This is a genomic window from Paraburkholderia sp. RL17-380-BIE-A, assembly GCF_046028085.1.
Classification (GTDB): Bacteria; Pseudomonadota; Gammaproteobacteria; order Burkholderiales; family Burkholderiaceae; genus Paraburkholderia.
Window position 1 is genome coordinate 1 of sequence record NZ_JARESQ010000022.1, and the last position, 13,570, is coordinate 13,570.

General features: G+C 61.6%; 13 protein-coding genes. 8 read left to right on the forward strand and 5 right to left on the reverse strand.

Annotated features, from left to right (window positions below):
* Positions 1-25: 25 nt before the first annotated feature.
* The 5 genes from P0D68_RS29645 to P0D68_RS29665 all read left to right on the forward strand — a co-directional run bounded on the left by P0D68_RS29645 (position 26) and on the right by P0D68_RS29665 (position 5,121).
* The gene (locus P0D68_RS29645; RefSeq protein WP_408468790.1) at positions 26-934 is read left to right on the forward strand and encodes a dihydrodipicolinate synthase family protein; all 909 of its coding nucleotides are present in this window, start codon (positions 26-28) and stop codon (positions 932-934) included.
* A 341-nt stretch (positions 935-1,275) separates the two neighbouring features.
* Positions 1,276-2,115 carry an ABC transporter permease subunit gene (locus P0D68_RS29650; protein ID WP_408300682.1) on the forward strand — a complete coding sequence of 280 codons (840 nt, stop codon included), beginning with the start codon at positions 1,276-1,278 and terminating at the stop codon, positions 2,113-2,115.
* The gene (locus P0D68_RS29655; RefSeq protein WP_091792839.1) at positions 2,112-2,855 is read left to right on the forward strand and encodes an ABC transporter ATP-binding protein; all 744 of its coding nucleotides are present in this window, start codon (positions 2,112-2,114) and stop codon (positions 2,853-2,855) included. Before P0D68_RS29650 ends, P0D68_RS29655 begins: the two co-directional genes overlap by 4 nt.
* Before the next feature lie 35 nt (positions 2,856-2,890).
* A complete protein-coding gene (locus P0D68_RS29660; protein ID WP_091792838.1) occupies positions 2,891-3,895 on the forward strand; it encodes an NrtA/SsuA/CpmA family ABC transporter substrate-binding protein in 1,005 nt (334 codons plus the stop codon).
* Positions 3,896-3,906: 11 nt separating this feature from the next.
* Positions 3,907-5,121, forward strand: coding sequence for an acyl-CoA dehydrogenase family protein (locus tag P0D68_RS29665; protein ID WP_408300679.1), 1,215 nt, complete (start codon positions 3,907-3,909; stop codon positions 5,119-5,121).
* Between the two features lie 48 nt (positions 5,122-5,169).
* Here P0D68_RS29665 and P0D68_RS29670 read toward each other — a convergent pair whose 3' ends face one another.
* The gene (locus P0D68_RS29670; protein WP_408300677.1) at positions 5,170-6,231 is read right to left on the reverse strand and encodes an LLM class flavin-dependent oxidoreductase; all 1,062 of its coding nucleotides are present in this window, start codon (positions 6,229-6,231) and stop codon (positions 5,170-5,172) included.
* 419 nt (positions 6,232-6,650) lie between these two features.
* Between P0D68_RS29670 and P0D68_RS29675 the strand changes: the two genes are divergently transcribed.
* Complete coding sequence (locus tag P0D68_RS29675) at positions 6,651-7,907, forward strand: cation:proton antiporter domain-containing protein (RefSeq protein ID WP_408300675.1); 1,257 nt, start codon at positions 6,651-6,653, stop codon at positions 7,905-7,907.
* An 88-nt stretch (positions 7,908-7,995) separates the two neighbouring features.
* Here the strand turns inward: P0D68_RS29675 and phoU are convergent, their stop codons facing one another.
* Positions 7,996-8,703: a phosphate signaling complex protein PhoU gene (phoU, locus tag P0D68_RS29680; protein ID WP_408300673.1), complete on the reverse strand. Its 708-nt coding sequence runs from the start codon at positions 8,701-8,703 to the stop codon at positions 7,996-7,998.
* Positions 8,704-8,771: 68 nt separating this feature from the next.
* Positions 8,772-9,212 (reverse strand): hypothetical protein, encoded by a 441-nt coding sequence (locus P0D68_RS29685; RefSeq protein WP_408184560.1) that lies wholly within the window; start codon positions 9,210-9,212, stop codon positions 8,772-8,774.
* Positions 9,213-9,613: 401 nt separating this feature from the next.
* Here P0D68_RS29685 and P0D68_RS29690 point away from each other — a divergent pair, with 401 nt between their 5' ends.
* Complete coding sequence (locus P0D68_RS29690) at positions 9,614-9,811, forward strand: DUF3562 domain-containing protein (RefSeq protein ID WP_091792833.1); 198 nt, start codon at positions 9,614-9,616, stop codon at positions 9,809-9,811.
* A gap of 156 nt (positions 9,812-9,967) precedes the next feature.
* Here the strand turns inward: P0D68_RS29690 and P0D68_RS29695 are convergent, their stop codons facing one another.
* Complete coding sequence (locus tag P0D68_RS29695) at positions 9,968-10,891, reverse strand: LysR family transcriptional regulator (RefSeq protein ID WP_408300670.1); 924 nt, start codon at positions 10,889-10,891, stop codon at positions 9,968-9,970.
* A gap of 104 nt (positions 10,892-10,995) precedes the next feature.
* On the opposite strand from P0D68_RS29695, the gene P0D68_RS29700 reads away from it, so the two are divergent.
* The gene (locus P0D68_RS29700; RefSeq protein ID WP_408300668.1) at positions 10,996-11,739 is read left to right on the forward strand and encodes an SDR family oxidoreductase; all 744 of its coding nucleotides are present in this window, start codon (positions 10,996-10,998) and stop codon (positions 11,737-11,739) included.
* 61 nt (positions 11,740-11,800) lie between these two features.
* On the opposite strand, the gene P0D68_RS29705 is transcribed toward P0D68_RS29700, so the two are convergent.
* The gene (locus tag P0D68_RS29705; protein ID WP_408300666.1) at positions 11,801-13,552 is read right to left on the reverse strand and encodes an IlvD/Edd family dehydratase; all 1,752 of its coding nucleotides are present in this window, start codon (positions 13,550-13,552) and stop codon (positions 11,801-11,803) included.
* Positions 13,553-13,570 lie beyond the last annotated feature (18 nt).

Consider the following 13,570-nt stretch of genomic DNA (forward strand, 5'->3'; position numbering starts at 1 on the left):
CCTGAACTGGCAGCGGATGCTATCCATGACACCTGACACCCATTCTTCACCGAGCGGAATCTGGCCTGTCCTCTACGCCTTCTTCGACTCCCGCAACCAGTTGGATCGCGAAGCGCAAAGAATTCAGATCAACGCGACGATCGCGGCGGGCGCGCGGAGCATCGTCATACTCGGTCTCGCGACCGAGGTAAACCGGTTGTCGCTCGAAGAGAAACATCGTCTGATCGACTGGGCCAGCGAAGACATCGCGGCACGTGTCCCGCTCGTCGTGACGATCACGGGCGACACCGTGGACGCGCAAGTCGCGCTGGCTAACTACGCAGTTGAGCGCGGTGCTTCCTGGCTGATCCTTCAGCCTCCGTCGATGCGCGACAAACCGGAGTCGTTCTATTTCGACTTCTTTGCCGCGGTGATGCAGCGCACACAAGCCCCCGCAGGCATTCAGAACGCACCGGAATATCTGGGCGTCGGCCTGTCAGCGGAATCGATTGTGACGCTTGCGAGTCAATGCCCCAACTTCCGCCTGCTTAAAGGCGAGGGACCGGCGACAACGATTCAGCGCACCGTCGACCGGCTGCGCGAGCTCGGGCACACGTTACCGGTCTTCAATGGCCGGGGTGGGCAAGAACTTGTCGACAACCTGCGAGCCGGATGTGCGGGACTGATCGTAGCGCCAGACACCTTCGACCGGCAGGTCGCGATACACCGGGCATTCGCTAACGGACTCGAACAGGAAGCCGAAGCACTGTACGCCCAAACGTTGCCGGCTATCGTCTTTGTGATGCAGTCGCTCGACGCGCTCACGTGCTACGGCAAACGGATCGCCGCGTGGCGCATGGGCTTCGACGTGCAGCACGATCGCGGCGTCGCGCCGACGGCGTTTGGGCTGGAATGCGCGCGGCGCTTCGCCATGCAGCTCGGTCCCTTCGGCTAACGAAAAACCGCACACGCCGGCTAGAAACGCCAACCTTCCGCCACTTACACCCGTGCCGCGCAAACCTGCGCGGGCCCTCGGCAACGGCGTCATCACGCGCCAGGCATTGCCGCCCTCGAGCAATGCTTCAGAACTGAAAAGCAAAGCATAAATAACTGTTTGTCATCGCCATGCGAATCGGCCTTTAATAACAAACTCGCCTTCGCGAGGCACCGCCTTTTGCCGATACAAATTCGCCGTCCGGATCGCTGGGCAAAATGAATCCGCCCTGAGGTGTGTTGACCCGTACTGGCTCCATCTCGGAGCAGTCCTTTTTCACGGCTTATCTGGGACCAACCGACATGGCTGATGTCACCTATTCACGCAACGGCTATGCCGCTTCGCCCCGGTTTTACCGGGGCGTTTCGAAACGCACGCTCTACAGGTGGCTTTCGTGGGCCGTTCCAGCACTCGTGCTCGTGCTGTGGCAAGTCGCGGCGCGCGTTGGACTGATTGCGCCACAAGTGCTCCCGGCTCCGAGCAGCGTTGCGGCAAGCGCGCTGGATCTGGCCAGAAACGGTGATCTCTTCATTCACCTCGGCGTGTCGCTATTGCGTGCCGCTACGGGCTTTGCAATCGGTGGAACGATCGGACTCGCGCTCGGCATTCTGGTCGGCTTCTCGCCGCTTGCGCAGGCGCTGCTGGATCGTTCGATCCAGATGGTGCGCGCAATTCCTTTTCTGGCGATGCTGCCGCTCGTCATCGTCTGGTTCGGCGTGGGCGAGGCGGCGAAAATCTTTCTGGTCGCGCTTGCCGTGCTCTTCCCCATCTACATCAACACCATGCTGGGCATTCGCCAGATCGATCCGAAGCTGATGGAACTCGCGAAGGTGATCGGCTTGAACCGGAGCGCGGTCGTACGGCGCATCATTCTGCCTGGCGCGATGCCGTCGATCCTGACGGGCGTGCGTTACGCACTCGCCCATGCCTGGCTCGCGCTCGTCATTGCGGAAACGCTTGCGACAACGAAAGGCATCGGCTTTCTGGCCATGGATGCCCGCGAATTCCTTCAGACCAACGTCATTCTGTTGACCATCATCATCTACGCGATCGTCGGCGTCGTGGCGGACGCGCTGGTGCGGTTGCTCGAAGCGCGCTTCCTCTCATGGCATGCGAATTACGCCAAAGGAGCACGCCAGTGAGCCTCGATCTTGCACTGCCGCAGGATGCCGCCGTTCAGGCGCTCAATGAGGAACGGGTGAACCGCTCGCCGCTCGCCGTATCGGTGCGCGGTCTGCAACGCAGCTACGGCACGCGTGTCGTCATCGATGCGCTGGATCTCGATATCCGCGAAGGTGAATTTGTCGCGCTGCTCGGAGAAAGCGGTTGTGGCAAGACCACCCTGTTGCGTGCGCTGGCCGGGCTCGATCTACCCGACGCCGGCCAGATCCGTGCGCCCGAACGGCCTTCCGTCGTATTCCAGGAGCACCGCCTGCTGCCTTGGGCGACGCTCTGGGAGAACGTCGCGCTTGGTCATGAAACGACGATCGGCCGTGCGGGAGCGGCGCGTGCGTTGGCCGAAGTCGGGCTCTCCGGCCGGGAAGACGACTGGCCGCGCAATCTCTCCGGCGGTCAGGCGCAACGCGTGGCGCTGGCGCGCGGCCTCGTGCGCGATCCCGCGCTGCTGCTGCTCGATGAACCGTTCGCGGCGCTCGACGCGCTCACGCGCATCAAGATGCACGGACTCGTCAAGGAACTCGTCGCGCGCCATCACCCTGGCGTGCTGCTCGTCACGCATGACGTCGACGAGGCGCTCACGCTCGCCGACAGGATTCTTGTCATGCGCGCGGGGCGCATCGCGGCGTCCTTCCAACCCAACAACCAGACGCCGCAGGCACTGCGGCCAATCCTGCTCGACGAGCTCGGCGTTCAGTCTCACTGAGCGCTTTTCCGCATGACTCCAAGGAACTGACAAGGATGAACGATTCTTTACTGAGCCGCCGCCAGCTGTTGCGCGCGGCGGGTGGCCTGCTGGCCGGCGCCGCCGCCGGCGGACTGTTTCCGGCTCGCGCCGCCGAGCCGCGCAAGCTGACCCGCAACACCGATACGGTTCGCGTCGGCTGGGGCTACGGCGCCCTGCCGGACATCGCCAAACAGCGCGGTGTGTTCGAAAAGACACTGGCTGCAAAGGGCATCAAGGTCGAATGGGTCGGGCCGTTCCCCAACCATGCGCCGTCGATTCAGGCGGTCGTCGGCGGCAGCGCGGATTTCGGCTTCTGGGGATCGACGACGCCGGCGCTGGCCGCAATGCTGGCCGGCTCCCCTCTCGTCTTCAACGCGTTCGACATCTATTCGCCGCGCTCGACCGCGATCATCGTGAAGAAATCGAGCGGTATCAATTCGGTTGCCGATCTCGTGGGCCGCAAGGTCGCGGTCAACCGGTCGGGACTGGGCGAATTCCTGTTGATTGCCGCGCTGGAGAAGCATCACATCGACCGCAGCAAGGTCGAGTTCGTCTACCTGAATCCGCCCGATGCCGCGCCGGCGTTTGCGCAAGGCGTAGTGGACGCGTGGTCGATGTGGTCGCCGGCCGTGGACATCGCACGCCATGCCAACGACGCGAAGGACATTTTCAACGAAGGACGCGACCTCGATTTCCTGATCGATTACAGCTCGCTCGTGACACGCCGAAAATTTACCGAAGAGAATTCCGAGCTGATTCGCGCGGTGATCGATGCGTACTACGTCGAAGGCGCGTGGCAGTCGGCACATTCCGCCGAATCCGAACAGCTCGTGCAGCAGGAAGCCAAATATCCGGATCAGGTGCGCGACTATCTGACGAGCCTGAAGCGCGTGAACCAATTCCACGAACCGGACGACGCCGCGTTCATCGCGCAGTTCCAACGCGCCGCCGATTGGCTCGCGGAACGCAAGATCATCAAGTCGCGAATCAAGGTCGCGGACTACAGCGTGAAGGTTTGATGGAACATACGATGGCAACCAGGCTCGTCTCACCCTTGTCCGCCACACTCGGTTTCGCCGATGCGCTAACCCATATCGCAGCGACCGCGGTGGAGCGGGAACGCAATCACCGTTTGCCGCACGAGGAGATCGCGACGCTCAAGGCGCTCGGCTTCGGCGCGCTGCGCCTGCCTGCGCAGGCCGGCGGCCGCGGTGTGTCGTTGAGCGAACTTTTCGTCGTGGCGCGCGACGTTGCGGCAGCGGATTCGAACATTGCTCACGCGTTCCGCAATCATCTGTGGCAAGTCGAAGCGGCGCTCAGACGCCGGGATCACCCGTTCCATGCACACGTTCTCGATCTGACGGGCAAGAACAAAACCGTTGGCCTCAGCTTCACCGACAGCGACGCCGTGGCGGCGGGCGCGCGTCCGAGCCAGGTGCTGAGCCGGTTCGAATGGGACGAAGCGCGCCGCGCGTATATCGGCTCTGGCGAGAAAGTCTACGCGACCGGCAACCTCTACAACGACGCATTCGTTGGACTCGCGGTGGAAAGCCGTGAGGGACGAACCGTGCAATACGTGCTCTACCGGGGTCAGGGTGTCGGCAACGATGACGACTGGCAGGGATTTGGTCAGCGCCTGACGGGCTCGGGTACGGCGAAGTTTCATGCCGTGACGGTGCCCGCGGCGCATGTCTATCCGACAGACCCACCGCGAGGCGAAGAAGCGGCGCCGTGGGGCTACACCTTTCATCAGGTCTATCTGACCAACTGCATTGCAGGCATCGTGCGGCGGGTCGCGTTGGACGCCGTCGAGGTGTTGCGCGCACGCGGGCGCAACTTCTATCACGGCGACGCGGCGCATCCCAGCGACGAGCCGGTACTGCAAACGCTGCTTGGCCGGATTCGCGCCTACGCCGCCAGCGTCGAGGCAACCGCCGATCGTGCCGTAGCGGCGCTTCAGCGCACCTGGGACAGCTATGGCACAGCCGACGAATATGACACCACGCTCGCCGCCACGCTCTCGGCGGCGGAGGCCAAGGTCGTGATCGACGATCTCGCCCCGCAGATCGCCAGTTGGCTGATCGATCTCGGGTCGGGCTCGGTCGTATCTCGCGTGGGCGCGCTGGACCGGCATTGGCGCAACATCAAGGTGATTGCTTCGCACAATCCGCGCCTATACAAGGAGCGGTTGCTTGGGCAGAACCTCTTGACCGGACAGCTTCCGCCCACCGGCGCGTTCTTCTGATCGCACACCGGATCGCGCGCGTCGCGCACGATCCGGAAACGGTTGCGCTCAGTTCGAAAGAAGCCGGCGAACGCGCGGCGCGACCTCTTCCGCAAAGCTGCGCATGTCGGCTTCGAACGGCTGGAACTGCAGCATGAAGAGTTCGATGCCCGCGCGGTGAAACGCGGCAACGCGCTGCGCGACGGTGTCGTAATCGCCGACCAGCCCCGCGGCCGTGCCGCCATTCGAGCCGACACGCGGCGATTGCGCGAAGGTCTGGTGCATCACCGCTTTCGGATCGATATTGGCTTTCTGCCGCTCGCGCAGCGGCTTGTCCAGTTCGGCCAGCGCGAACAGATGCGCGAGATGCGCCTCTGCCTGCGCCTGTGTCTCGCGTGCGATCACGAAGGCCGACAGACCGAAACGCAATGCAGCCTGCGCGGCGGGACGCGGACGGGCGGATACATCGGCGATCAGACGCGCGACCTCGTCGTGCGGCTGACCGTTGATGAACCACACGTCGCCGTGCGCCGCCACCAGTTCGCGCGCCGGCTCCGACTCGCCGCCGACATAGATGCGCGGACGCGCGCGAAACGGATCAGCGGGACGCAACTGATATTCGTCGATACGAAAGTTGTCGCCGTGATGATTCACCACTTCGCCACGCAACAGCGCCGCGACGACTTCGATCCATTCGCGGCCGTACGCGTAGCGTTCATCGTGCTCAGGAAAGCCAATGCCGGCACGTTCCAGCTCTGGACGATTCCAGGCGTTCACCAGGTTGATCGCAAAGCGCCCGCCGCTGATGTGCTCGATCTGCTGAGCCATCTTCGCGAGCACGACCGGATGATAGAGATAAGGCTTGATCGCCGTGATGATCTCGATGCGCGACGTGAGCGCCGCCAATGCTGCCGACGCGGTCCATGCCTCGAGCTGGTCGAGCGAAGGATCATGCGGATTGACCGTGTGTTGAGCGACGAGCACCGAGTCGTAGCCGAGCCGCTCGGCCTCGAGTACAAGAGCCTTGTTGCGCTCCCATGAAGCATCATAAGGTTCGGCTGGATCCTGCAACGCGGCACGGCTACCGTGCACGAGCGCCCAGACGCCGAAGCGTGGAAGTTTGACTGACATCGCTTTTGATATTCGGAAGGCGGAAGAGCAAAACGCCCATGCTAACCCTGCCCGCGCGCGCGGCCTTCCAATTTCTATCGATATGGAAGTGACCGAAAGGCATTAAGAAAGCGAGGCGTCTCGCTGCTGGCCAGGAAATCTCGATTGCGATTGCATGGAGCCGGGACGCAACACGCTATCGGGTCAACCCCAGGATGCCGGATACAAGTCGCAGCTCTCTACGCACTACGGCGCATTCCTTGATCTCCGGCAAATAACTGCCGCGTAAGCTGCCTAGGCTTAAACACAGGATGGGACTGCGTCTCCCGTCCATGCAGCGATGCAGCGACAGCGGGTGCGCTTCCTGCCGACCAATACACCATGTTTGAAACGCAACACCCGGATGGCGGCACATCATCGGGTATTCGAAGGATTGGCCAATGTTACTGATCGCCGCGTTCATTTCGCTCGTGTTCCTTTACAGTCTGGTGTCGCGAAGACTGGAGAAGACGGCTATCACCGCACCGATTCTGTTCACCGCAGCCGGCGCCCTGCTCGCGATTTTTCCTGAAGCAGCAACCGAGCTGGTGCTCGACCGTAAAGGCTTGCTCCTCGTTGCCGAGCTGGGGCTTGTCATGACGCTCTTCACGGACGCCTCACGCGTCAGCCCGGGGATGTTGAAGGGCCATACGAACCTGCCAGTCCGCCTACTGAGCATCGGCATGCTGCTAACGATCGTGCTCGGCGCGCTATGCGCGATGGTCGTTTTCCGAACGATTTCCTGGTGGGAGGCCGGCATTCTCGGCGCGATTCTCGCACCGACCGATGCCGGGCTTGGTCAGGTGATCGTGAACAGCGAGCTGGTGCCGCAACGGATCCGTCAGGCGCTGAATGTCGAGGCAGGGCTCAATGACGGGCTCGCAGTCCCCTTCATGATGTTTTTCATTGCACTGGCGGTGGCGCAAGAGACCCACACTGGCGGCGCCGTGTTCGTCAGATTTGTCGTTGAGCAACTCGGCTACGGGGCGCTTGTTGGACTCGTTATCGGGCTTCTAGGTGGCTGGCTGCTAGGCCTTTCCCGCCGCAAGAAGTGGATGGCCGAGCCGCTCGCTCAACTCGGTGTGGTGACGCTGCCACTCGCTTGCGTGCTGGCTTCGGACGCCGTCGGCGCGAGTATGTTCATCGCGGCTTTCGTGGCAGGACTCGCCACTCAAGTGGGCTTTAACGAGGTTGGCAAACATAGCGTCGAGTTCGCAGAAGACTGGGGCCAACTCTTCAACCTGTTCGTATTCTTTCTCTTCGGTCTGGTCGTTAGCCGGGTGTGGGCGCACTTCAGTCTCGTCGTGGTGATCTACGGCGTACTGAGCCTGACATTGATTCGCATGGTGCCGGTAGCGATTGCGCTGATAGGCACGCACCTCAGCCGTCCGACCGTCTTGTTCATGGGTTGGTTCGGTCCGAGGGGGCTTGCGTCCATCGTCCTTGCACTGGTTTATCTCGAAGGAGAATTGAATCTGCCGGCCGAATCCATTATCAAACAAGCCGTCATGGCGACCGTGCTGATCAGCATTTTTGCCCACGGGATCACAGCACTAGTGGGCACGCGACGCTACGCGAACGCAATTACTCCTTTGAGCAGCAGCGCGCCGGAGCATGAGACGGTCGCGCCCGCTGTGGAGTATGTTGAGGATGCCTGAGGCATCTAAGGCATAACCCGACAGCCAGATTGAATTGTCGAGCAAACGCATGATGGTTGAATCCAGCCCGACTATCAGCATCTCCGCCTTATCTGCCGTAGATTTCGTGCCCACGCTGCTTCCTATGCTCGTGGCGAATGTCGGTACCCCGAACGACATAGACGACGGATTCCGCGATGTTGGTGGCATGGTCGCCGATACGCTCGATGGATTTCGCAATCAACAGGTAGTCGAGCCCAATCCGGACTGTCCGGGGGTCTTCCTTCATGGAGGTGACAAGCTTGACTACGCCGGCCCGAAATTCGGCGTCGATGGCTTCGTCGTCGCGGACAATCTGTGCGGCCGCCGTTGCATCCATGCGCGCAAATGCGTTTAGCGCTCTGCGAAGCATCTGCGTGGCCATTTCCCCAGAAGTCCTGATTTCAGCGATATTGAGTTTCCACGCGCCCGCATCCACGGCGACGCGGCGAGTTCGCTTCGCTATCTTGCGTGCCTCGTCGCCAACACGCTCGAGGTTGGCCGCGCACTTCAACGTCGCCATCAGAAGGCGCAAGTCGGAGGCTGCCGGCTGCCGCCGGGCAATCACGTTGACCACTTCGTCGTCGATCTCTATTTCCATGAGATTGAGCCGGCGCTCAGCATCGCCAACATGCTCGATAAGCGCCAGATCGAACGATTTCAGCGCTTCCAGCACGCACGCTATCTGTGACTCGACCAGCCCGCCCATTTCGAGCAGCTTCGTGGAGACCCGAGCGAGTTCGGTATCAAACCTGCTTGAAAGATGCTTGTCTGGCATGATCTGCTCGACTAGGAGTGGCACATGCTGTGCCGGCGAGGGTTGCCCGCAGCACAGCAAGCGCCGCGTTACGATTTTGCGGGCCTACCGGTTTTGACTGTTTCGACAGCCGAAATCGCCTCAAGCAGGCGTTTCATTGATGCCGTCTCGAGCAGAACCAAGCCCGCTCGCAGAAGCTCACTCTTCTTCACCGACACGCCCGCGTCCAGGCACTTCTGTTTCAGTGCCGCAATCTTTTCATAGTCGGACTTCGGCATTGTGAAGCTGTCACGTACGACCTTCTCCTTCTTTTGACGCTGCGCTTTTTCCTCTACGGCTATCTCGATTGGTGTGGCTTCCTGCGGCACCACACGCTTTTGTTTCTTCGCCTTTGTCGGAGCAGCCCGAGTATCGGCGGCTACCGCTTCCGGCGCTTCCGCCTGCCTCTCCTCGGGTAGCGCATGGCCATTGGCATGCTTCGGAAAGTGAGAGGCCTTCTTCGTCGCCTTCCTGACGCGGGGTTCAATCATGGTCAACTCCAGATTTAACAAACGATATAAACAGTATATACCGTTTAAGAAATCTTTCCTGGCAGCAGGATGAATGGTCCCGACGCGCCGCATGAGCCGAAAACTGTCCACAGAATCTGTTCGCAAGGCTGTGGACAACACATGGGCAAGCTCGACAAGTCGTTGATAGGACAGCTTTTGTGTGACGCGCGCTATACACGGGCGAGGATCAGGCCCGGATGACTTTTTTACTATGGAGTAGGCACACCGCGTACTGGAAGATTGCTCAGTATGTTCAGACAAGTCGACGACAACTGACATGCGTCAACCATAGGCCGATTCAATTTGCGCGCAGGCCGGCAACGTCGTCTAATCGACTTCCGCTGGCTTGCATCCCTCTCTTTGAACGCCAGGAGCACGTAATGGCCGACCTCAACTTTGACGACGTCGTCAAGGCAATTGCATCTGACACCAACACCCCGACCGAGACCGTATCGAGGATGTACGCTGAGACGTGGGCCCAATACAGTGACGGGGCGCGCGTGCTGGACTATCTGACGGTTCTCGTCGCTAAACGCGTCCGCGAAAATCTGCGCGGAATCTCGCAAGACAGGCACTAGCCGACGGCCACAAGATCTACCTGAGCGTTTCGCGGCGCCCGACTTCCACAGGTTGTCTGTTGTTGAAGAAGACAGACCAGTGCGGCTCGACCGACTCTCGAAGTCTTTCGGCCGCCTATCGGCATACCGTCATTCTGATTGATCAGTTTTCGTCTATTAGCGCGCGTCGAACTTAGACGCGTACTTCTGCCTTTTAAACGCGGCCGCCACGAACTCAATGAACACCCGCGTCTTTGCCGGAAGCAGTTTCTTGTTCGGGTAATAGAGCGAAATCGGACCCTGCTCGGCGTACCAGGCCGGCAGCAAACGCACCAGCGCGCCGCTCGATAGCCAGCGGAACGCGTGGGGCATCGGCAGGAACGCGACGCCGTAGCCGAGAATTGCCGCGTGCGCGATCGCCTCAGGGTCATCCAGGATGATGCGCGTTCGACACTCCGCCTGGCATTGTTCGCCAACCTGGTTCTTGAGCGTCCACACCCTGAGGCGTCCGGTCTCGGCCGAGCGACGCACGATCCCATCGAATTGGCTGAGTTCCGACGGGTGTTTCGGCATCGTGCGGCTCGACATGTACGCAGGAGACGCGGCGACGATCACATGCGTGCGCGCAAGTTCACGCGCTACGATCCCCGGTGTCAGTTCTATTCCGCCCCCGATAGCCACGTCGAAGCCGCCGGCAATCAGATCGACAGGCCGGTTGTCAAAATGCCAGTCCGGTACGATCGCTGGATATAAATCGAGGAATTCGCCGAGCAGCGGCACCAGATACTCACGGCCGAATGCGAGTCCCAGGCTAACCTTGAGCGTCCCGGCCGGTTTTCCGTCTTGCGTGACGACATTGGCGAACGCATCCTGCAAGGCCGTAAAAGGCTGGGTGACGTCACTCAGAAACTGCTCGCCGGCTGCGGTCAGCGTGAGACTGCGTGTGCTGCGCTGGAACAGCCGCAGTCCAAGCGTCGCCTCCAGTCTCGCCACGTTTTTGCTGACCGCGGCCGGCGTCAGACCCAGTCGACGAGCCGCCGCGGAGAAACTCCCGTGCTCTGCGCTGAGAAGAAACGATTCGACCAGGTTGAGCGCTTCCATGATCATTTGATACAAATGGTTGAAAGAGATAGTCTAGATCACCCGCTACTCAAGCTTGAATGTCAGGACGATACTCCTTTCATCAACTCTTCTGGGAACACAACATGACTTCGAATCTGACTGGCAAAGTGGCGTTCGTGACCGGCGGCGGCCGTGGGATTGGCGCGGCGATCGTGCGGCGCCTCGCGCAAGACGGCGCAGCCGTGGCCTTCACCTACAAAGGCTCGGCGGCCACCGCCAATGCACTTGCTCAAAGCATTGCGGACCAAGGCGGACGAGCCATTGCGCTGCAGGCGGACGCCGGCGACGCCAGCGCTTTGACCCGCGCCATCGACGAGGCCGCTGCGAAGTTCGGCAAGATCGACATCCTCGTCAACAACGCAGGCGTTCTTTTGATGGGCCCGGTGGACAGCTTCTCGCTGGAAGACTTCGACACCACGCTCCAAGTCAACGTCCGGGCGGTGTTCGTCGCCATCAAGGCTGTTCTGCCGCATATGGGCAATGGCGGCCGTATCGTGAACATCGGTAGCTGCAATGCCGAGCGCATGCCGTTCGCCGGCGGCGCGGCCTATGCGATGAGCAAGTCCGCCCTGCAAGGGCTGGTTCAAGGGTTGGCCCGCGATCTCGGGCCGCGGGGAATTACGGTCAACAACGTTCAGCCGGGCCCGACCGATACGGATATGAATCCCGAGTCCGGCGACTTTGCCACTGCGCTGCACGGCCTGATGGCGATCCAGCGCCACGCGCATCCCGACGAAATTGCCGGCATGGTTGCCTATGTGACCAGCCCGGAAGCGGGATTCGTCACCGGCGCGAGCCTGACCATTGATGGCGGCTTCAACGCCTAAGCGCACGAGGTGTTGCGCAACGAGCCGCCCCGCCCGTGTCCTACGGTGAGGGGCGGACTCGTTAGCCCTTCGGCGTCGTGCCGACACACCTCGGCGCGCGCAAGAAATCGAAATCGACGCCCTGGTCGGCCTGCAACACGGTGTCGAGGAACAGCTTCTGATAGCCGCGCTCGGCTGTCGGCATATCGATGGGCGCGGCCCCCGCGCGGCGCGCCAGTTCGGTGTCCGATACGAGCAGCGCAATTTCACGGGCGGGCACGTTCAGCCGGATGCGGTCGCCGTTCTGCACATGTGCCAACGGGCCGCCGACGGCCGCCTCGGGCGTCACGTGCAGCACGATGGTGCCGAAGGCGGTGCCGCTCATGCGCCCGTCGGATATCCGCACGATGTCCTTCACACCCGCGCGCGCGAGCTTCTTCGGGATGGGAATGTAGCCGGCTTCAGGCATCCCCGGTGCGCCTTTCGGGCCGATGTTCTTCAATACCAGAATGTCGTCGGCCGTGACATCGAGATCGTCCGAGTCGATACGCTCAGCCATGTCCTTGACGTTCTCGAACACGACCGCGCGTCCCTCGTGCTGCATGAGCCGGGCATTGGCGGCCGATTGCTTGATGATCGCGCCGCGAGGCGCGAGGTTGCCCGTCAGAACGGCAATGCCGCCTTGCGGATAAATCGGGTCGGCGATGGTGCGCACCACGTTCTGCTCGAAGCCGGGGCCGGCCAGTTCGATCTCCTCGCCCAGTGTGCGGCCAGTCACCGTCATCGCATCGAGCTTGAGCAGCGGCTTGAGTTCGCGCAGCAACGTCGCCATGCCGCCGGCATGATGAAAGTCTTCCATGTAGTGCTGGCCGGATGGTTTCAGGTCCAGCAACACCGGCGTTTCGCGGCCCATGCGGTCCAGTGCCTGCAGATCGACATCCAGTCCCATGCGTCCCGCTATGGCGGTCAGGTGAACGATCGCGTTGGTCGAGCCGCCGATCGCCAGCAACACGCGTATGGCGTTCTCGAATGCATCGGCGGTGAGGATCCTGTCGATGGTCAGGCCGCTCTGCGCCATCCGCACGGCCTGGGCGCCCGTCTCCTCCGCGATGCGGATACGGTCCGCGGTCACTGCCGGCGGCGATGCGCCGCCCGGCACGGTCATCCCCAACGCTTCGGCCACGCAAGCCATGGTGCTGGCGGTACCCATCACCGAACAGGTGCCCACGCTCGCCACCAGCTGATTGTTCACGGCGGCGATTTCCTGGCTATCGATCTCGTCCGCGCGAAATTGTCCCCAGTAGCGCCGGCAATCGGTGCACGCCCCGACACGCTCGCCGCGGTGGGAGCCAGTCAGCATGGAACCCGTGATCAGCTGGATGGCGGGAATGTTCGCCGATGCAGCGCCCATTAACTGCGCCGGCACGGTCTTGTCGCAACCGCCGATCAGTACGACCGCGTCCATCGGCTGGGCACGGATCATCTCCTCGGTATCCATCGACATCAGGTTGCGCAGGTACATGCTGGTCGGCTGCGAAAAACTCTCATGGATGGAAATGGTCGGGAAATCCATCGGCAAGCCGCCGGCCAGCATCACGCCGCGTTTGACCGCCTCGATCAATTGCGGCGCGTTGCCGTGGCACGGGTTGTAGGCGCTGCCGGTGTTGGAGATGCCGACTACCGGTCGATCCAGCGCATCGTCCGTGTAACCGGCCCCTTTGATGAAGGCTTTGCGCAAGAACATCGAGAAGCCGCTGTCACCATAGTTCGTGAGACCTTTGCGGATTCCGGTGGCCGGTGCGGTGAGCGATTCTTCTGGTTTGGTCTTGGACATGGAAACACCCGGCGAAAT